17 protein-coding genes are annotated in these 18,703 nt (G+C 65.9%); 6 read left to right on the top strand and 11 right to left on the bottom strand.

All coding sequences use genetic code 11. From position 1 onward, the window contains the following. Positions 1 to 115: 115 nt before the first annotated feature. Complete coding sequence (ligD, locus tag DXK93_RS31115; protein WP_119452151.1) at positions 116 to 2,641, bottom strand: DNA ligase D; 2,526 nt, start codon at positions 2,639 to 2,641, stop codon at positions 116 to 118. Between the two features lie 2 nt (positions 2,642 to 2,643). After that, the gene (locus tag DXK93_RS31110; RefSeq protein ID WP_054455092.1) at positions 2,644 to 3,567 is read right to left on the bottom strand and encodes a Ku protein; all 924 of its coding nucleotides are present in this window, start codon (positions 3,565 to 3,567) and stop codon (positions 2,644 to 2,646) included. A 148-nt stretch (positions 3,568 to 3,715) separates the two neighbouring features. Here DXK93_RS31110 and DXK93_RS31105 point away from each other — a divergent pair, with 148 nt between their 5' ends. Continuing rightward, positions 3,716 to 4,849, top strand: a complete 1,134-nt coding sequence (locus tag DXK93_RS31105; RefSeq protein WP_119452150.1) for a DUF3182 family protein — start codon at positions 3,716 to 3,718, stop codon at positions 4,847 to 4,849. Next, positions 4,836 to 5,594, top strand: a complete 759-nt coding sequence (locus DXK93_RS31100) for a S9 family peptidase (RefSeq protein WP_119452149.1) — start codon at positions 4,836 to 4,838, stop codon at positions 5,592 to 5,594. Before DXK93_RS31105 ends, DXK93_RS31100 begins: the two co-directional genes overlap by 14 nt. A 26-nt stretch (positions 5,595 to 5,620) precedes the next feature. Here DXK93_RS31100 and DXK93_RS32065 read toward each other — a convergent pair whose 3' ends face one another. Both DXK93_RS32065 and DXK93_RS31095 read right to left on the bottom strand, forming a co-directional pair. Further along, positions 5,621 to 5,785, bottom strand: a complete 165-nt coding sequence (locus DXK93_RS32065) for a hypothetical protein (protein WP_158598599.1) — start codon at positions 5,783 to 5,785, stop codon at positions 5,621 to 5,623. A gap of 150 nt (positions 5,786 to 5,935) precedes the next feature. Beyond that, complete coding sequence (locus DXK93_RS31095) at positions 5,936 to 6,199, bottom strand: DUF1488 family protein (protein ID WP_119452148.1); 264 nt, start codon at positions 6,197 to 6,199, stop codon at positions 5,936 to 5,938. Between the two features lie 330 nt (positions 6,200 to 6,529). On the opposite strand from DXK93_RS31095, the gene DXK93_RS32060 reads away from it, so the two are divergent. From DXK93_RS32060 to DXK93_RS31085, 3 genes are all read left to right on the top strand, one after another. Next, positions 6,530 to 6,706: a hypothetical protein gene (locus DXK93_RS32060; protein ID WP_158598598.1), complete on the top strand. Its 177-nt coding sequence runs from the start codon at positions 6,530 to 6,532 to the stop codon at positions 6,704 to 6,706. Positions 6,707 to 6,845: 139 nt separating this feature from the next. Then, on the top strand, positions 6,846 to 8,093 hold the full coding sequence (locus tag DXK93_RS31090) for an HlyD family secretion protein (RefSeq protein WP_119452147.1): 1,248 nt from the start codon (positions 6,846 to 6,848) through the stop codon (positions 8,091 to 8,093). Beyond that, positions 8,090 to 10,267 carry a peptidase domain-containing ABC transporter gene (locus DXK93_RS31085; RefSeq protein ID WP_233564656.1) on the top strand — a complete coding sequence of 726 codons (2,178 nt, stop codon included), beginning with the start codon at positions 8,090 to 8,092 and terminating at the stop codon, positions 10,265 to 10,267. The genes DXK93_RS31090 and DXK93_RS31085 overlap by 4 nt, the downstream gene beginning before the upstream one ends. Here the strand turns inward: DXK93_RS31085 and DXK93_RS31080 are convergent. After that, positions 10,206 to 10,832, bottom strand: a complete 627-nt coding sequence (locus tag DXK93_RS31080) for a response regulator transcription factor (protein WP_054455098.1) — start codon at positions 10,830 to 10,832, stop codon at positions 10,206 to 10,208. The genes DXK93_RS31085 and DXK93_RS31080 overlap by 62 nt on opposite strands. Then, positions 10,829 to 12,658 carry a hybrid sensor histidine kinase/response regulator gene (locus tag DXK93_RS31075; RefSeq protein ID WP_054455100.1) on the bottom strand — a complete coding sequence of 610 codons (1,830 nt, stop codon included), beginning with the start codon at positions 12,656 to 12,658 and terminating at the stop codon, positions 10,829 to 10,831. The genes DXK93_RS31080 and DXK93_RS31075 overlap by 4 nt, the downstream gene beginning before the upstream one ends. A 209-nt stretch (positions 12,659 to 12,867) precedes the next feature. Between DXK93_RS31075 and fdx the strand changes: the two genes are divergently transcribed. Continuing rightward, positions 12,868 to 13,206 (top strand): ISC system 2Fe-2S type ferredoxin, encoded by a 339-nt coding sequence (gene fdx / locus DXK93_RS31070; RefSeq protein WP_054455112.1) that lies wholly within the window; start codon positions 12,868 to 12,870, stop codon positions 13,204 to 13,206. A gap of 15 nt (positions 13,207 to 13,221) precedes the next feature. Here fdx and DXK93_RS31065 read toward each other — a convergent pair whose 3' ends face one another. The 5 genes from DXK93_RS31065 to DXK93_RS31045 are packed head-to-tail and all read right to left on the bottom strand — an operon-like array spanning position 13,222 to position 18,673. Beyond that, entirely contained in the window at positions 13,222 to 14,100 is an 879-nt protein-coding gene (locus DXK93_RS31065; protein ID WP_054455113.1) for a class I fructose-bisphosphate aldolase, read from the bottom strand. 13 nt (positions 14,101 to 14,113) lie between these two features. After that, positions 14,114 to 15,094, bottom strand: coding sequence for an aldo/keto reductase (locus DXK93_RS31060; RefSeq protein ID WP_119452146.1), 981 nt, complete (start codon positions 15,092 to 15,094; stop codon positions 14,114 to 14,116). Continuing rightward, positions 15,091 to 16,077, bottom strand: coding sequence for an ABC transporter permease (locus DXK93_RS31055; protein WP_119452204.1), 987 nt, complete (start codon positions 16,075 to 16,077; stop codon positions 15,091 to 15,093). The genes DXK93_RS31060 and DXK93_RS31055 overlap by 4 nt, the downstream gene beginning before the upstream one ends. Positions 16,078 to 16,118: 41 nt before the next feature. Beyond that, a complete protein-coding gene (locus tag DXK93_RS31050) occupies positions 16,119 to 17,642 on the bottom strand; it encodes a sugar ABC transporter ATP-binding protein (protein ID WP_119452145.1) in 1,524 nt (507 codons plus the stop codon). Then, complete coding sequence (locus tag DXK93_RS31045) at positions 17,639 to 18,673, bottom strand: substrate-binding domain-containing protein (RefSeq protein WP_054455120.1); 1,035 nt, start codon at positions 18,671 to 18,673, stop codon at positions 17,639 to 17,641. The genes DXK93_RS31050 and DXK93_RS31045 overlap by 4 nt, the downstream gene beginning before the upstream one ends. Positions 18,674 to 18,703 lie beyond the last annotated feature (30 nt).

The following is an 18,703-nucleotide window of genomic DNA, read 5'->3' as shown; positions in this document are numbered from 1 at the left end:
GAACGACGCCCAAATCGTAGGTCTGCCGGCAAAACGGCAGTAGGCCCGCGGAGGGGACCATGATGTTGCCGCGGCGGCAACAATCGTCAGCGCGCGCTGACGGCCATGTTCAGGTTCAGGATTTCGGTTCGATCCCGAGTTGTTTCATGGCCCGGCCGATGGCCTGGGGCGCGTAATCGTCCCAAGGCTCGTTGCCCGCATCCAGGCGGGCGTGGATGTTGGCGATGGTCCATTGCGCCGAGCCTTTCAGCCCGTCCAGTTCGTCCCAGCGGACCGGTACGGACACGCCCAGGCCGGGCCGGGCCCGGGCCGACCAGGCCGCCACCGTCGTGGCGCCGAAGCCGTTGCGCAGGTAATCGGCGAATATCTTGCCCACGCGGTTCTTGGGCCCGCTTTTGGCGACGAACAGCTTCGGCAGCGTTTGCGCCAGATGGCGCACCATGGCTTCGGAAAAGTCCTTCACGGCGTCCCAGCCGTATTGCTTGCGGATCGGCACGACCACATGCAGGCCCTTGCCGCCGCTGGTCTTCAGCCAGCCGCGCAGGCCTAGCTCCTGAAGCAGCACGCGCACCAGCTCCGCGCCCTGCTGCACGGCAGGCCAATCCACCCCTTCTCCAGGGTCCAGGTCGAACAGCATCCGGTCCGGCTTGGCGATCGAGGTCTTGATCGCATTCCAGGTATGGAACTCCACCACGTTCAGTTGGGCGGCAGCGAGTATCGCTGCTTCGTTCGAGATTTCCATGAGCGGCGGATGCTCTGGGTACAGGCGTTCAGGCAGCGCCAGCACCCCCGCGATGGGTGATTCCGAGTGCCGCTGGAAGAAGTGCTGACCCTGGATCCCCGCGGGCGCCCTGACGAAGGAAACCGGGCGGCCGCGCAGGTGCGGCATCATCAGAGGCGCCACCAACCCGTAATAGCGCGCCAGATCGAGCTTGGTCGCTCCCGAAGAGGGATCTATGACGCGGTCGGGATTGGACAGTTTCATTCCCTTCGGCGGCGTTGCCGCGCTCTCTTTCAAGGCCTTGGCGGGGCGTTCGCGGGTGGATATCTTTTCAGCCGGCATGGCAACCTCGCGCGTGATCTTCTTGGGGGGTTTGTCGGTCCGCAGCCCGCGGAAGGTCGAATGGCGCACATGGCCGTCGCCAGTCCATTCGCCGAACGAAACCTCTCCCACCAGCGTAGGATGGACCCAATGGACCTGCTTGAGGGCGCGCGGCTTGCCCTGGGTCAACGCGCTGGTTTCTTGTTCAATGCCGGCCAGCTTGCGATGCAGGTCCAGCAGCGTCCTGTCGTCGAAACCCGTGCCCACATTGCCGGCGTAGCGCAGCCCGCCATCCGGCTCGTGCACCGCCAGCAGCAGCGCGCCAAAGCCCTGGCGGCTGCCCTTGGGCTCGGTGTAGCCCACGATGACGAATTCCTGGCGCTTGGTGCACTTGAGCTTGATCCAGTCGTCCGTGCGGCGCGACACATAGGGCGCGGACAGACGCTTGCCGATGATCCCCTCCAGGCCCAGCTTGCAGGCCGAAGCGACCAGGTCTGCCGGCGGCTTATCGAAGGCCTCGCTGAACTTCACGTGCTGGCCCTTGCACCTGGCGATGACCTGCCGCAGCAGGTCCCGCCGCAGCCTGAGAGGCTCGTCGCGCAGGTCGCGTCCCGCGACGTAGGGCAGGTCGAAGGCGTAGAAGACGATATCCGCCGTGCTCGCGGCATCGAAGGCGTTCTGCAAGGCCTGGAAGCTGGGCACGCCTTCGCGCGTCAGCACCACGATCTCGCCGTCGATCCAGGCATTGGCGATCTCCAGTGCCGCCAGCTCCTGGGCCAGCCGCGGAATCCTGGCTGTCCAATCGTGGCCGTTGCGCGTGTACAGCTTCGCGCTGCCGCCATCCAGCCTGGCCAGGATCCGGTAGCCGTCGAACTTCATTTCATAGGACCAGTCGTCCGCGCCCCTCGGCACGCCGTCGACCAGGGTGGCCAGCTGAGGCTTGAGCGACACGGGCAGGGGAGCGGCCTTGCCCGGCAAGGCCGCGGTGGATTCTGTTGCATTCACGGCGCGGGCTTGCGGTTTGCTGCGCGCAGCCGCCTTCTTCTTCGTGCGCAGCGGCACCACGCTGTCCGGCATCTCATCCACGACGCTGAAATCCTGGTCTGGCCGCGCGTACTCGTCGTTTTCCTTGATCAGCAGCCAGGGCGGCTGGCGATCGCTCTCTTTCCCCTTCATGCGGATCAGCGCCCAGCGCCCGCGCAGCTTCACGCCGTCGAGCGTGAACTTCAGATGGCCTGTCTTGTATCCCTTGCGCGGATCGCCTATAGGCGTCCAGCGCCCCTCGTCCCAGATGATCACCTTGCCGGCCCCGTACTGCCCCTCGGGGATGGTGCCTTCGAACTGGTTGTACGCGATGGGATGGTCTTCGACCTGCACCGCCATGCGCTTGACGGAGGGATCGAACGACGGCCCTTTCGGCACCGCCCAGCTTTTCATCGCGCCATCCAGCTCCAGGCGGAAGTCATAGTGCAGGCGGCTGGCCCAGTGCTTTTGTATGACGAACACCAGGTCTGCGCCGCCTGATTCACCGCCTTCCGCCGGTTCCGGCGTGACGGCGAAATTGCGCTTCTCGCGGTATTTCTTCAGGCTGTCCGCCATTTTCAGGCCGCCTTTTTCGCCTGCCTGGCGCTCTTGGCGGCCTTCTTCGCAGGCGCCTTTTTCACAGCGGAACTACGCGGCGCGGCTTTCTTGGCGGGCTTGGCCTCGGCCTTGGCGCGCCCCTTGGACGCGCCGCCGCGCAAGCTGCGCTGCAACAGGTCCGTCAGATCGATCACGTTATCCGCATACGCAGGCGCTTCCTCCTGCGGCGCGATCACGGTTTCGGTCTTGCCTGCCTGGGCCTTTTGTTCCACCAGCCCCATGATGGCCGCCTTGAATTCGTCCTGGTACTCGGCCGGATCCCACTCTGCCGACATTTCGTCCACCAGCATCTTGGCCATCTTCAATTCGGACGCGCTGGGCGACATGCTCTTGGCGCCTGCCTTGGGCAGATCCAGTCCCTCCACGGACTTCACCTCGTCGCCCCAACGCATCAGATTCAGGACCAGCGCGTCTCCCATGGGAATCAATGCCGCCAGATGCTGCTTGGTCTGGATCACGACCTTGGCGATGCCTATCTTGCCGCTTTTCACCAGCGTGTCGCGCAGCAGCGCGTACACCTTCTGCCCCTTGTTGATCGGGGCGATGTAATACGGCCGCTCCAGGTAGACGAACGAGACTTCGGCCGATTCGACAAATTGCTGGATTTCGATGGTTTGCGTCGTGCGCGGATAGGCCTCCGCGATCTCCTCGGGGGAGATGATGACGTACTGGCCGTCCTCGTATTCGACCCCTTTGACGATGTCCTTGGATTCGATCTCCTTGCCCGTGCGCTTGTTGATGCGCTTGTAGCCGACGGGGTCCATCGACCGGCGGTCCAGCCAATCGAAATCCACGCCCGATTCCGTCGTGGCGGTATGCAAGCCCACGGGGATGTGGACCAGGCCGAAGGTGATCGCGCCCTTCCAGATGGTTCGCGTGGCCATGAGAATTTCTCCTAGGTGATGTGCACGCGGAGGGAAACGCATAGCAGCAACTCCCATGCCCGGAGTTCCGCCCCCGCCCCACCGCGGCGCCGCCAGCTTTGCGGACCGGCATTCCCGAGCAGGCACGGCGCTTGCTGGGCAGCCTGCCATGACATCAAAACCCGATCCCCGCTCGGAGGGTATCGTGGCGGCCTTCCCCCGGCGCGCTCAGGCCTCCGAACACGAAGTAGCTTCGCTGGACGCCCAGGCAGCCCGCCTCGCCGCGCTGCTGGGCAGGCGCTACGCACCCGGCTTCCGACCCAGCCGCCACTGCGGCGGGGCTGCTCCCTATTACGTGCCTGATCGCACCATCATAGGCGCCAGACGCGCCGCCGTGTTGGGCATCCTCAGTGAGACAGACCTCTACGGCGGCGTGGCGCCGCACGCGTTCGTGGCCACCAAATCCATCAGCCACGGCCTGGTGGGGCCGCGGGCACGCCGCCCCGCGGGCTGGTCCGTGACGCTGGCGGACATGCTGGGCGACGCCGTGCTGGAAGGCTATACCGCCTTTTGCCACGACGACGCCCTGGCCGCGGGACTACGCCTGCTCGAACACGGCGCGGTGCGCGTGAAGCCGACGGATGCTACCGCCGGGCGCGGACAGATCGTGGCCAAGGACCAGCAAGGGCTGCGGGCCGCGCTGGCGGAGCAATCCCCGCGCTTGACGGAGCGCCTGGGCCTGGTGCTGGAAGAAGACCTCGAGGAAGTCGAAACCTATAGCGTAGGCTGGTCGAAAGTGGGCGAGATGGAAATCGCCTACGTCGGCACGCAGTCTCTGACCAACGACAACGAAGGCTGCCAGGTATATGGCGGTTCTGAACTCCACGTGGCGCGCGGCGGCTTCGACGCCCTGCGCGCCCTGGATCTTCACGCGGACGAGCGGCGCGCCATCGATCTGGCGTGCCGCTATGACGCGGCGGCCTGGGCAGCCTATCCGCAATTGATCGCCTCGCGGCGCAACTATGACGTGGCGGTCGGACGCGCAGCGGATGGCAGCATACGCGCCGGCGTGCTGGAGCAGTCCTGGCGCGCTGGCGGCGCCAGCCTGGCCGAACTTGCCGCCATGCAGGCCTTCGCGCTGTCGCCCGCATTGCAGGAAGTGCGCGCCGAAACCCGCGAACGTTACGGCGCGGGCGAACCCGTGCCTATTGCGCAACGCCTGGTGTTCCACGGAGTCGACAGCGCCGTCGGGCAAATCAGCAAGTCCGGGGGCATCGTGGAGGCCGAAGATGGCAGCGCTTAGCACCCCGACCGCCCTGGAGGTGGACGACGTATCGCTGGAGGCGACCTTTCTCACGCCACAAGACAAGGTGCCCGGCGTGCTGTTCATCCACGGCTGGGGTGGCAGCCAGGACTTCGACCTGTCCCGCGCCAAGGGCATCGCAGCGCTGGGTTGTGTCTGCCTGACTTTTGACCTGCGCGGCCACGCGGGCACGCGCTCCCAGCAACTACGGGTGACCCGTGAAGACAATCTGCGCGACGTGGTGGCGGCCTACGACAGATTGTCGCTCCACCCTTCGCTGGACTCCGGTTCGATCGCCGTTGTGGGCAGCAGCTACGGCGGCTATCTGGCCGCCCTGCTCTGCACCCTGCGCCGGGTGCGCTGGCTGGCGCTGCATGTGCCGGCCCTGTACCGCGACGACGAATGGCTGGTGCCCAAGAACCAGCTCAACCGCGAGACATTGCGCGCCTACCGCAGCGCCTATGTGCCGGCCGAGGAGAACCGTGCGTTGAAGGCTTGCACCGAGTTCGCCGGTGACGTACTGCTGGTGGAAGCGGAGGAAGACATCTACATCCCGCACTCCACCATCATGAGCTACCGCTCGGCCTTTCGTCGCTCGCACTCATTGACCCACCGGATCCTCGACGGCGCCGATCACGCGCTGACGGAAAAGCCGGCGCAACGCGCGTATACCTCGATCCTGGTCAACTGGGTGACGGAGATGGTGATGGGCGCACGCGTCGGCGAACGCCCGGGCGGGCTCTAGGCGGAACTTCCAGCAAGGCCAGCCTGCTATTGAAGCCAGCGGGACACCACGCCGACCAGGAACAGGATAGCGACGACAAATGCCCAAAACGCCAGCAGCTGCCACGGGCCGCGCTTTCCCCGCGGCGTGCGCACCGTCTGCGCTTCCCCTCTTTCGCCCTGCGGCGGGCGGGTTTCTTCAGTAGGACTCATCGCTGCTCCTTTACGCACCGCGGCGCGGCAGCGGCGCTGTGCGGCGCAAAGAACGCCGTGCGTGCCGCCCGCCATATGTGTGTCATGCACACTTCCGTGTCAGCACGCAGCATTCCCGCAAAGCGAAGGCGCTTGCCGCGGCGGATTCCCTCAACGCTCCTCGAAATCGCCGGCCCCGAGCTCGATCCGGTCCTCGGAAGGCACCCACTGTGCGCGGTGTGCGACATCCCGCAAAGCCTCGGCAGCGCCTTCAAACGCCTGCAGAAGCTCTGGAGCGCTGTCATCCTTTGCGCCGAACCGGCGCCGGAGCACGTCTCCGGATATTTCGAAGGGACGGGTAACGCCCCCCGTTTCCAGCTCGAAAAGTATGGCGTCGCCCTGCGCGCGTGCCTTGGTTTCCTTGGTGAACTTCATAGCGACCTCTCCTATGTGCGGTTGCTCCGCATGTTTGCGGCGCTCGCCCCGACGTCGTCGGCGGCCCTTTCCGGTATGCAGCAGGCGGCATTCCCGGCTTCTGGCCCAGCACATGGCGGCGGTAGCGGCAATCGTTATCAAGGGGCCGCCATCTACGACTAAAGACCGATGCGTCCGCACCAGTGCACTGCTACTGTCCGGCCGGAGCATGCCTATGTTTGGGACTCTGGCTTCCCGTCTGCAGTGCAGGCGCGGCCGGAATCCGTTCCCGGGCTTGCTCGGCCGACGCTGGCGCGGTTTCCCTTCGTCAGCATGCAGCAGGAGATAAAAATGGAAAAGGTCGAACAGCCCGATCAGCGGGACGACGCAGAACAGCAGATCCAGCCCTTGAGCGCCGAGGAAACCCAGGCGGTCAGTGGCGGCTGGGGGCCAAACCGTACGATTATCAACGTTGCCCCCCAGAAAGACGGCTGGCCCGGCGGCAAGACGCTTTACATGCCGCGGTAGTCAGTAAGGATTCTGGCCGCATCGGACGAATGCCCCGAAAGGCATCCGATTTCATGGCGCGGCGGCGCGCCCGCCGCGGCTTTTTTTTCATGCCGACCGGCTTTTACTCACCACGTTTTCCTGGGTTGCTTCCCACGCCGTGACGCTCTATCGCAAACAGGCGCTTGCCGCGCAACGCTCCGTCGGGCTGGGCGATATCGTCCTGATCCGGCCCGTGTCGTTCGCATTGGTCACCGCCGTGCTGGCGGGCTTCGTGCTGGCCGTCTGCCTGTTTCTTGCGTTCGGCTCGTACACCAAGCGCGCGACCGTGAGCGGCCAGCTGGCGCCCGACACCGGGCTGGTCAAGCTTTACGTGCCACAGTCCGGCATCGTGCTCGAGCGCCGGGTCCAGGAAGGCCAGCACGTCGCGGCGGGCGAGGTGCTCTACGTGGTCTCCGGCGATCAGCAAAGCGCCTTGGGTGACACCCAGGAGGCGATCAGCGGCCAGATCCGGCAACGCGAGGAAAGCCTGCGGCTGGCGCGCCAGAAGACGCTATTGCTGCAGCAGGGCGAACATGACAACCAGGCCGCGGCGATCGCCAGCCTGAAGGCGCAGCTGGCCGCAATGGACAGCCAGATCGAGGGACAGCGCGCCCGCGTCAAGTTGGCCGAAGACAGCGCCCGCCGCTATCACGGCCTGATGGAAAAAGGCTATCTGTCCGCCGAGGAGGCCGACCAGAAACGCGCCGAACTGCTGGAACAGCGCAATCAGCTGCAAGCGCTCCTGCGCGACCGCATCGGCCTGGCCATGGACCTGTCCAACCGCCAGGCCGCGCTGGCAGACCTGGCGTTACGGCAACAGAACCAGCTGGCCCAGCTGGACCGGGACATGGCCGACATTGCCGTGGAGCTCAGCCGCAGCGAGGCCAAGCGACGCGTCGTCATCACCGCGCCCCAGGCTGGCGTCGCCACCGCCGTAACCGCCGCCGCGGGCCAGACCGTGGACAACAAGCGGCCGCTCGCCACCATCGTGCCCGACGGCGCCCGGCTACAGGCCGAACTACTAACGCCTAGCCGCGCGGTGGGCTTCGTCGCGCCCGGCGACAGGGTGCTCATGCGCTTTGCGGCGTATCCGTATCAAACCTTCGGACAGCAGGCCGGCGTCGTGCAGACGGTGACGCGCAGCGCCCTGCCCGAATGGCAACTGAATGAAGCCGCCGCCAACGGCGCCCCCCACGAGGACCTGTACCGGATCACGGTGGCGCTGGATACGCCCGCCCGCGGACCGCAGGGCCAAACGCTGACGCTGCGGCCCGGCATGCGGCTGGAGGCGGACATCCTGCAGCAGACGCGCCGCCTGTACCAGTGGGCGTTCGACCCCGCCTACCGCCTGTCGGGGAAACTATGAACATGCTCGAACGCCTGACGCTGGGGGTCAAACGGCGCGTGCCCAGGCTGCTGCAGACCGAAGCCGCCGAATGCGGCCTGGCCTGCGTGGGCATGATCGCGGGCTATCACGGCCATGAGCAAAGCCTGGCCACCCTGCGCGGCCGCTTTCCAGTGTCGCTCAAGGGCGCGACGCTGGCCACCTTGATCCACGTCGCCAGCCAGTTGGGGCTGGCGTCGCGGCCAGTCAAGGTCAGCCTGGGCGCCTTGGGCAAACTGAAGCTGCCCTGCATCCTGCACTGGGAATTCAATCACTTCGTGGTGCTGACCGCCATCAACGGGCGCTCGGCCACGCTGATCGACCCCGCGTCTGGAACCCGCAAATGCTCCATCGGCGAGCTGTCCGCGTCTTTCACCGGCGTCGCGCTGGAACTCTGGCCCACGCCCGATTTCCAGGAAGCCCGGGACAACAGGCGCGTGCGGCTGCGCGAGTTGACCGGCAGGGTTTCCGGCCTGGGCGGCGCGTTCTCGCAAGTGCTGCTGCTGGCACTGGCGCTGGAAATCCTCACCGTGGTCCAGCCGTTCTTCCTGCAATGGGTGGTGGACCACGTGCTGAACACCGGCGACCGCGACCTGCTGACCACGCTGGCGCTGGCCTTCGGACTGCTGATGATCATGAAGCAGCTGACTTCGGTGGCGCGCAGCTGGATGCTGATGGTCATGGGTACGACGCTGAACCTGCAATGGCGCACCAACGTCTTCACGCATCTGCTACGCCTGCCAGTGGCGTATTTCGAGAAGCGGCATTTGGGCGACGTGGTGTCGCGCTTCGGCGCCATCGACGCCATACAGCGCACCGTGACGACCTCATTTCTGGAGGCGGTGCTGGACGGCCTGGTCATGCTGATCACGCTGGTGCTGATGTTCCTGTACAGCCCGCCCCTGGCATGGATCGCGGTGGGCGCCATGGCGTTGTACGGACTGGCCCGCTGGTTCGGCTATGCACCGCTGCACTACGCGACAGAGGAGCGCATCGTACACGCCGCGAAGGAGCAATCGCATTTCCTGGAAACCGTGCGAGGCGTCAAGGCGATCAAGCTGTACCAGCATCAGGACGACCGGCGTTCCCGCTGGTTGTCGCTGCTGGTCAACGAGATCAACGCGGATCTGCGCGTACAGAAGTGGACGCTGTTCTTCCGCACGTTCAACGGCCTGCTGTTCGGCCTGTCCTCCATCGGGATACTGTGGCTGGGCGCAAGACTGGTGCTGGACGGCCAGTTCACAGTGGGCGCGCTGCTCGCGTTCATCGTCTACAAGACCCTCTTCGACCAGCGCGTGGCGGCGCTGCTGGACAAGCTGGTGGAGGTGAAGATGTTGCGGTTGCAAGGCGAACGCCTGGCCGACATCGTGCGCGAAACACCCGAGCCGACCGACGAAAGATTGCCCGTGCAGGAGGAGCACGCACGCTCACCGGTAATAGAAGTCCGCAATCTGCGCTTCCGGTATGGACCGCAGGAACCGTACGTGCTGGACGACGTCAGCTTCAGAATCGAGGCTGGCGAATCGGTCGCGATCACCGGTCCTTCCGGTGGCGGCAAGACCACCTTGATCAACATCCTGCTGGGCATTCTTGCGCCGACCGACGGCGAAGTGCTCATCGATGGCGTGCCAGCGCGCGGAGCGGGTGCGGCCTCCCTGCGGCGCATCGCCGGCACGGTGATGCAGGACGACGTCCTGTTCGCCGGGTCCATCGGCGAGAACATCAGCTTCTTCGATTCCCAATACGACCCTGACCGCGCCAGCCACTGCGCCGAGATCGCCGCCATCCACGACGACATCTGCGCCATGCCCATGGGGTACAACACGCTGGTGGGAGACATGGGCACGGTGCTGTCTGGCGGCCAGAAACAGCGGGTGCTGCTGGCGCGGGCGCTGTACAAGCAACCCGCCATCCTGTTCCTGGACGAGGCTACCAGCCATCTGGACCTCGAACGCGAACGGATCGTCAACACGGCAATCGCCAGGCTCGACATGACGCGCGTGATCGTGGCGCATCGCCCCGACACGATTGCGACGGCCGGACGCGAGATCTCGCTGGTAGCCGGCAAGGTGGCCAGCGACAGCGGGCAGCCGCCTATGCCGGCTTCCCGAACACGCCGCCGCGCCGCGCCACTAGCGTCGCCTGCGTACGATTGAGCACGCCCAGGGTGCCCAGAATGGCCGACACATGCGTCTTGACGGTCTTCTCGGTCATGTTCAGCCGTTCCGAGATTTCCTTGTTGCGCAGTCCGTCGCACATCAGGCATAGCACCTCGACCTGGCGAGGCGTCAGCGCGCGCAGCAAGGCTGCTTCGTCCTGGTCGCCTGCGGACAGCGCGCGGCGCTGCGGCGGCGCCGCCTCGTTGACCGCTTCCAGCGCGGCGGCCAGCTCCTGGCAGCTGGCGGACTTGTTCAGGAAGCCCTGCGCGCCGGCCTCCAGCGCCCGGCGCATGTCCTCGGGATCTTGCGAGGCCGACAGCACCAGGATGCGCAACTTCGACCGGCGCTGACGCAAGCGTTTGAGCAAGTCGGCGCCAGCCATGTCGGGCAGGTAGAAATCCATGATGACGTGCTGGATCGCCGTATGCCGATCCAGTATCTCCAGCGCTTCCTGGCCGCTGGCCGCGGGATGGATCTCCAGGCCGGCCACGCCCTGGCCCAGCGCCATCACCAGCGCTTCGCGGAACATGGCGTGGTCGTCGACCAATAACACTGCCGTCATTCGGCATCTCCGGGAAGGGGCGCTGCTTCCCTGGCATGCAGCAGGCCCGTCACGTGCTCGCGCAAAGCCTGGACTTGCACGGGCTTGTGCAAGAGCGGCACGCCGCGCGCGGCGGCCTCGGTCAGGCGCGCCGGATCGGTATCGCCGCTGACCAGCAAGGCAGGCAGATCGGGATCGTTGTATTCCTCGCGCAGCCTTTCGATTACGTGAATGCCGGTCTCGTGTTCGCGCAGCCGGTAATCCGTGACGATCAGGGCCGGCGTTTCGGCCAGCGGCAGCACGCGCTCGAACAGCGCATTGCCGCTGGTCGCGGCGATGACGCGGCAGCCCCAGCTTTCGAACAGCATCGACAGGCCCGCCAGGTTCTGCGCGTCGTCGTCCACCAGCAGCGCCAGCTTGCCGCGCAGGCTGTCTTCACTTGCAGGCGCCCGGGGCAGTCCCACATTGGCATCCGTGATCGAAAGGCCTGCCGCGGCCGGATCCGACAGCGGCGCCGTGACCGCGAACACCGTGCTGCGGCCTTCTTCCGAGCGCAGCGCCAGTTCGTGGGCCAGCAGCCTGGCGGTGCGGCGCACGATGGCCAGGCCCAAGCCCAGGCCCTTGCTGCGGTCGCGCTCGGGATTGGCCAGTTGATGGAACTCCCAGAAGACGCGCTCCTGCTCGGCCTTGGGAATCCCCGGGCCGTTGTCCCAGACCTCGATGCGCAATCGGCTTCCGCGCCTGCGGCAGCCCACCAGGACGCGGCCGCCGTCGGAGTGCACGATGGCATTGCTGATCAGATTGCGCAGCATGCGCTCCAGCAGCACGGGATCCGAACGCACGCTGGCCGCGCACGCGCGCACCCGCAGCCGTATCCCCTTCTCGCTGGCCTGCGGCGCGTATTCGGCCTTGAGCTGGTCCAGCAGCGGCTGCATCCTGAACGTCTCGAAACGAGGTTCGATGACGCCGGCGTCCAGCCGCGACAGATTCAACAGCGCGTCGAACAGATGGCCCATCGCCGACAGCGCGCTGGTGATGTTGTCGACCAGATAGCGCCCGTGCCGGGACAGGGGTTCGTTCGCCAGCAAGCCCAGGAACAAGTTCACCGCATGCACGGGCTGGCGCAGGTCGTGGCTGGCCGCAGCAAGAAAGCGGGACTTCTCCAGATCGCTGCGTTCGGCCGCTATCTTCTCCTGGCGCACCTGTTCCAGCAGCGCCAGGTTTTCATAACCCAGCCGCAACGCGTCCAGGTGGGTGCGGTTCATGCGATGGATGAACGCCAGGGTCGCGACCAGATATGCCAGGCCGCCCGTCACCAGCGCCAGATGGATGGCGGAAGGCTGCGCCGCCAGCGCGATGAACATCGGCGCGAAAGCCGGCACTTCGAACGCGTACATCACCGGCAGCATCATGTAGTTCGAATAGATGGCGCCCGTACCCAGTCCGAACAGGATGACGATGAAGAACAGCTGGTACTCCAGCGGGACGAAAAACGTCCAGTAGGCCAGGGGCAGTCCCCACAGGATGCCGGAGCACAGATTCCCGGCCAGCATGCGGCGCACCCAGCGCTGCGCCGCTGACGGGTCGGCGCGATGGCGGTCGTACGCCACCACGGCGGCCCAGCGCAGCACGCCCACGGCCAACGTGGCGCCCAGCCACAGCAGGATCTCGTGGTGGGGCAGCACGCCGACCAAGGCGAATGCGGAAAAACAGGCGCTGATCAGCGACCCGGCCAGGGCGAACGGAAAGCTTCGGCGCAATGCGTCGACCTGCACCTGATGGATGCGGGCGGCATAGGACGAACTTGGCGGCGTGGAAGCGGAAGTCTGACCGATGGTTGGCTGCAATGGCGTGGGGATGTTACGTGCGAGGGACCTGCCGCTTGCGCAGGGGCGGATCGAAACGTGTGCGGATTTTAGACCCATCGTGCGGATTTCCGCAGGCGCTGCGCGATTTTCGTTCGGCATTGACATTCCAACGGTGGTAAGCCCCAGGCTTCTCTCACGCCACTGCGCTTTCCCTTGAACAGAGAGACATCCACGAACAGGAATTCCATATGCCAAAAATCACCGTACTCCCGCATGCCGAGCTTGCGCCCGAAGGCGCCGAGCTGGAGGTGCGGGCTGGCACCACAATTTGCGAGGCCCTGCTGGCCAACGGCATTGAAATAGAACATGCATGCGACATGAGCGCCGCCTGCACCACCTGCCACTGCATCGTGCGCAAGGGTTTCGAATCCTTGAACGAAGCGAACGAGTCCGAGGACGACCTGCTCGACCGCGCCTGGGGGCTGGAAGCCCAATCCCGCCTGAGCTGCCAGGCGATCGTCGCGGAAGAGGACCTTACCGTCGCCATCCCCAAATACACGATCAACCATGCGAAGGAAGAGCATTAGGATCTGGCTGAGGTGTCAGGAACTTCGGCCGATGAGCCTTGCATCCTGTCGGCCGCCTGCCTCGTAGATGTCCCATGCCTGTCCGGCGCTGGCGTCATCATGGATCATGGCCATCAGCGCCCGCACCACCGATGACGGATCGGCGTGTTGGTAGACATTGCGGCCATACACCAGCCCCACCGCCCCTTCATCGAGCAACTCGCGCGACCGCTCGAAGACCTGCCGCAGGTCCTCCCGGCCGCCGCCGCGCACCAGCACCGGGCAGCGCGCCGCCTGCACCACGCGGTGGAAATCGCGCGTGGCGGTCGTGGGGTCGGCCTTGACGATGTCGGCGCCCATTTCGCGCGCCAGCCTGACCAGCGTGACGATCTTCTCCGCGTCGCCATCGACCATATAGCCGCCGCGCGCGGAATGCGGCGCCATGACCAGGGGTTCGATCATCAGCGGCATGCCATAGCGGTCGCAGTCCGCGCGTACCCGCGCGATGTTGGCGACGCACTGGCGGAACAGGTCGGGCTCGTCCGGCAGCATGAACAGGTTGACCACCACGCAGGCCGCGTCCATCTGGACCGCAGGCAGCACCGGGTCCTGCTCGTTCTGCAGCACGGCCCACATGACGCGGTGGGTCGTGGCGTTGTAGGGATTGCCCATGTCCAGCCGCATGACCAGCGCGGGTTTGTCGCGGCCGGGGCGTTGCTGGAGCAGGTCGGCCTGGCCATAGTTCAGCTGGATGGCGTCGGGGCGCGCGGCGGCCAGTTGTTCCATCACGGCCGGCATGTCCTCCAGTCCGGACAGGAAGCTGGGTTCATTGCAGACGCCGTGGTCGACGGCGATGTCCAGGCAGCGGCCGCCGTTCAGCAGGCGGTTCAGGCGCGCTTCTTTTCTGTGCAGCATGGGGATTCCTTGTTCAATCCAGTGTTTGCAGATGACGCCCGGCTGCCAGGTCGATGGCGGCAATGTCTTCAGGCGTAAGTTCCAGCGCGGCAGCGCCGGCGTTCTGCCTGGCCTGCTGCGGCGTGCGGGCGCCGCATAGCGCCACGGTGACCCCGCCTGGGCGCGTGGTCCAGGCGATCATCAGTTGCGAAGCCGAGCAGTCCAGCCGCTGGCACAGCGGTTCCAGTTCCGCGAAGAAGCCTTGCAGCCGGCTGCGATTAGCGACGCTGAAACGGGGGTTGTCGGCGCGCTGGTCGTCGCCGGTAAAGCGGCGCCCCGGATCGATGGGTCCGGCCAGCAGGCCGAGCGCCAACGAGGAATACCCGAGGATGCCGACGTTGTGGCGGCGGCATAGCGGCATCAGCGTGGCTTCGATCTCGCGGTCGATCAGGCTGTAGCGTTCCTGAATGGCGTCCACCGGGCCATGGCGCAGGTATTCGGCCAAAGTGCCGGGATCCACGTTGCTGACGCCGATGGCGCGGATCTTGCCGTGCCGCTTCAGATCCAGCAAGGCGTCCATGGTCTCGGCGACGGGCGTGCCGGCGTCCTGCCAATGCGTGATGTAGAGGTCGATGTAGTCCGTCTGCAGCCGCGCCAGGCTTTGCTCTACTTCGTGGAAGATGGAAGCGCGGCCCAGGTGGCGGTGCACGGCCTGGCCTTCCTCGTCGAAGAAATGCTCGCCTTGGCGTGTATGCCAGACCAGCCCGCACTTGGTGGCGATGACGGCCTGCTGGCGGCGCCCCTTGAGCGCCTGGCCGACCAGGCTTTCGGCGTGCCCCAGGCCATAGGCAGGCGCGGTATCGATAAGCCGCACGCCCGCGTCCAGGGACGCCTGGATGGCGGCAACGGCAGCCGCATCGTCCCCGCCCCCCCACATCCAGCCGCCCATGGCCCAGGTGCCCAGGCCGACGGATTCGCAGGCGATGCCGGACGCGCCCAGTGTTGTTGTCTTCATCGTGAAACCTTTTTGACGTTCATGAGATGGTCGACGGTGACCGCGGCCAGCAGGATCAGCCCCTTGACGACGTCTTGCCAGTAGGGCGACACGTCCAGCAGGATGAGCGAGCTGGTGACGACCGACAGCAAGGCCAAGCCCAGCACCGCGCCCAGCACGGTGCCCGAGCCGCCCTTGAGACTGGCGCCCCCGATCACCACCGCCGCGATGACGTTGAGCTCCATGCCCACGCCGAAGTTGGGCGTGGCAGCGCCGAAGCGGGCCGTGTAGACCACCCCTGCGACGCCGGCCAAGGTCGAGCACAGCACAGTGACCCAGAACTTCACGCGGCCGGTGCGGATGCCGGCATAGAGCGCCGCCTTTTCATTGCTGCCGGTGTAGAACACCTTGCGCAACAGAGCGGCGCGGCGCAACGCGAAATCGCTGATGACGACGATGGCGGCGAAGATCAGGATGACGGCGGGTATGCCCGCGATGGATCCCTGCCCGATGAACTTGAACTGCGGCGGCAAGGAGAACAGCGATTGCGGCGTGCCCTGGGTGATGGCCAGGCACAGGCCGCGCACGATCACCATGAACGCCAGCGACGCGATGAAATGGCTGAGGCCGATGCGGGTGACGCAGCCGCCGATGAGCGCGCCCACCATCGTGCAGACGGCGATCGCGGCCAGGCTGGCGGTCCATGGGTCCAGTCCCATCAGGAAGAGCTTGCCGGTGATGACCATGGCCAGGCAGACCACCGAGCCCACCGACAAGTCGATGCCGCCGACGATGACCAGTATGGTCATGCCGACCACCACGATGCCTTCGATGGAAAACGACAGCAGCATGGCGCGCACGTTTTCCCAGGTCAGGAAATGCGGCGACGCGAAGCTCATGACGGCGCACAGCGCGGCAATGATCAGCAGCAGCCCCGCTTCGCGGAAGCTGCCCAGCCGGCGTCCCGGGCGGGCCCCCGTCGGCAGGCCGGTGGCCGGAGGCATCAGGACTGCTTGCGCCGCCGGTTGGGTTTTCAGGTCGCTCGTCATGTCGCCTCCTCGGCGGACAGGCCGGAGGCCAGCCGCAGCAATTTTTCTTCCGTCATTTCGCTGGCCGCAAGCTCTCCGGCGAGCCTGCCATTGCGTATCACCAAGGCCCGGTCGCACAGGCCGATGATTTCCGGCAGCTCGGACGAGATCACCACCACGCCCACGCCCTGGTTGGCCAGGTCGCGCAGCAGGTGATGGATCTCGGATTTGGCGCCGACGTCCACGCCGCGCGTCGGTTCGTCCATCAGCAGCACCGAAGGGCGGGTCGCCAGCAGTTTGGCGATGGCCACCTTCTGCTGGTTGCCGCCCGACAGGCAGCTGGCGTCGATCGCCACGCCGTCCGACTTGAGCCTGAGCCGGGCGCCCAGCTCGACGGCCAGGCTGCGTTCCGCCGTGCGTTTGAGCAGGCCGAAGCGCGAGCTGATGCGGCGCAGCGCCATCGAAGACACGTTCTGTTCGATAGGCATGTCCAGGAACAGGCCGGCTGCCTTGCGGTCTTCGCTCAGGTAGGCAATACCATGGCGCAGGGCGTCGGCATAGCGGCGCAGCCGCAGGGGCTGGCCGCGCAGCCGCACGGCGCCTCGCCGCGCGCGCCGCAGGCCGCACACGGTTTCGGCCAGTTCGCTGCGGCCCGCGCCCATCAGGCCGGAGATGCCCAGGATTTCGCCTCGGCGCAGCGTGAACGAAATGCCGTGGACTGCGGCGCCGTCGGCAAGGTCCTCCACTTCCAGCAGGGTCTCGGCCGGCGCATCGCCAGCCGCCTGCCGGGGCGGGTAGTAATTGCCCAGATCGCGCCCCACCATGCAGCGCACCAGCGCATCCGGAGAAAGCGCCGCAATATCGCCGCTGTGCACATCGCGGCCGTCGCGCAGTACCGTAACGCGGTCGCAGTGCTCGAAGATCTCTGCCATGCGGTGGCTGATGTAGACGATGCCGATGCCCTGGGCCTTGAGGTCATGCAGGACGCGGAACAGCGCCACGGACTCCACTTCCGTCAACGCTGCGGTGGGTTCGTCCAGGATCAGCACCTTGCAGTCCAGCGTCAAGGCGCGGGCAATCTCGACCAGCTGCTGGCTCGATATGCCCAGCGCATCCACCCGCAGGCCCGGGTCGATGTCCTGGCCCAGCCGCCGCAGCACGGCCGCAGCGCGCTCTTGCAGGCCGGCATAGTCCATCCAGGCCTGTGCACCCGCGCTGATCATGGGCATGAAGATGTTCTCGGCCACGGTCGCATCGCCGCATAGCGAGATTTCCTGGTGCACCAGGCCGATGCCCAGGCGCATCGCATGGGCCGGCCCGTTGATGACCACGCGCTCGCCTTCCAGGTAGATGTCGCCGCTGTCGGGCTGGTGGATGCCGTCGATGATCTTCATCAGCGTCGACTTGCCAGCGCCGTTCTCGCCGCACAAGGCATGGATTTCGCCCCGGCGCAGCGTGAAGCGCACGTCGGCCAGGGCTTTGGACGCGCCGAACTGCTTGCTGATGCCCTGCAGTTCCAGCAGCGCTGCGGGCGCCTTCATTCGTTGATGCCCTTGGTGCCGCGACGCGCCAGGTACTTGTCCCAATAGAAGTCGTCGGCGTTCGCCTTGCTGACGATGGACAGGCCGTTGTCCAGGAACGGCACGGCCATGGGGTTGGTGCCGTTGCGCTTGGCGTCATTCATCGGGTCGATCAGTTGCTGGTTGCGCGCCAGGAACAGCAGCATCATGCCCATATAGCCCTGCACGCCCTGGTTCGGGTTGACGGAGCCGAAGACCTCGCCCGACTTGATCATGTCCAGGATCTTGGCGTTCACGTCGCAGCACAGGACCTTGATGTTCTTCTTGGTCTCGATGGAGGCCTGCGCCGCGCCCAGCGCCGAGTTGGCTTCAGGCATGAACAGGGCGCCCAGGCCGGGGTTGGCCTGCGCCAGGCTCAGCGTGGCCTGGTAGGCCTTGTTCGGATCCTGGTTGCTGGCCGCGCGGCCCACCAGCTTCATGCCGGGATGCTGGGTCTTCATGCGGTTGATGAAGGCGGCGACGCGGCGGTCATGGTTGTCCTGGCCGGGGTTTTCCAGCACCGCGTATTCGCCCTTGCCATTGAGCGAGGCCGCGATGGCGTCGGCGGCCTGCGCGCCTTCGCGGTCGTTGTCGGACGTGACAAAGGACACGCGCTTGGAATTGGGCGAGTCGGCCGCAAAGGTCACCACCGGGATGCCCATGGCCGCGGCGCGGTTGATGGGTTCGATGAAGGGGTCGGGGTTCATGGGATGCAGCAGGATGCCGGCCGGCTTGCGCGCCAGTTCCTGCTCGAACGAGGCCAGTTGCTTGTTGACGTCGTACTCGGGCGTGCCCGAATAGCGGGTGCGCACGCCGAGCGAATGGCCCAGCTGCTTCATCATTTCGTAGACAGGGAACCAGTACTCCACCCCGGACACCATCACGTTCATCACGTAGACGTCGTTGGCGTTGCCGCGCAGCCCGGGGGCTTGCGGGGTGTTCTGCGCAAAGGCGTTGACGCTCGCCAGGCCGGCGCCCGCCGCCGCTACGGTCTTCAAGAAATCTCGTCTCATGTTCCGCTCCTTTTTTCGCATCGTTCCAAG

This window comes from Achromobacter sp. K91, assembly GCF_003576205.1.
GTDB classification, from domain to species: domain Bacteria; phylum Pseudomonadota; class Gammaproteobacteria; order Burkholderiales; family Burkholderiaceae_B; genus Achromobacter; species Achromobacter aegrifaciens.
The sequence above is the reverse complement of the archived record's forward strand: the minus strand, read 5'-3'. Positions and strand labels throughout refer to the sequence as shown.